Origin of the sequence: Kineococcus vitellinus (assembly GCF_009906315.1) — a bacterium.
GTDB classification, from domain to species: domain Bacteria; phylum Actinomycetota; class Actinomycetes; order Actinomycetales; family Kineococcaceae; genus Kineococcus; species Kineococcus vitellinus.
The window spans coordinates 1-557 of record NZ_JAAALL010000640.1 but is presented as its reverse complement, the minus strand read 5'-3'; the positions used below and the strand labels follow the sequence as shown (position 1 = coordinate 557).

General features: G+C 79.4%; 1 protein-coding gene. It reads left to right on the top strand.

The genetic code is table 11. The features are described 5' to 3' along the window. Positions 1-23 precede the first annotated feature (23 nt). A partial coding sequence (locus GTQ99_RS27350) for a lytic murein transglycosylase (protein WP_205708144.1) occupies positions 24-557 on the top strand: 534 nt, incomplete at its 3' end.

The following is a 557-nucleotide window of genomic DNA, read 5'->3' as shown; positions in this document are numbered from 1 at the left end:
CTCGTGCTGACCGCCTGCGCGAGGTGACGGGGCAGCTGGCGCTGCTGCAGGACGCCCTGGCCACCGCCCGGCAGCGGGTGGGAGCGCTGGACGCGCAGGCGGCGCGGCTGCAGGCCGCGGAGGACGCCGCGGCGGCGCTGGCGGCCGCGCAGGCGCGCGCCGCGCAGCTGGCGGCGGCCGCCGAGCGCACCGCGACGGCGTCCACGGCCTCGGTGCACGCGCGCTCGGTGCCGGCCGACTACGCCTCGCTGTACCCGCGCGCGGCGGCCACCTGCACCGGGATGCGCACCTCGCTGCTGGCCGCGGTCGGGCAGGTGGAGAGCGGGCACGGGGCGGACGTGGGACCGTCCTCGGCCGGCGCCCAGGGGCCGATGCAGTTCATGCCCGCGACGTTCGCCGCCTACGCCGTCGACGGCGACGACGACGGCGAGCGCAGCGCGTGGGACCCCGAGGACGCCGTGTTCACCGCGGCCGCGTACCTGTGCGCCAACGGCGCGGGCGCCGGCCGCCAGGGCGAGGCGGGCGCGCTGTTCCGCTACAACCACGCCGACTGGTAC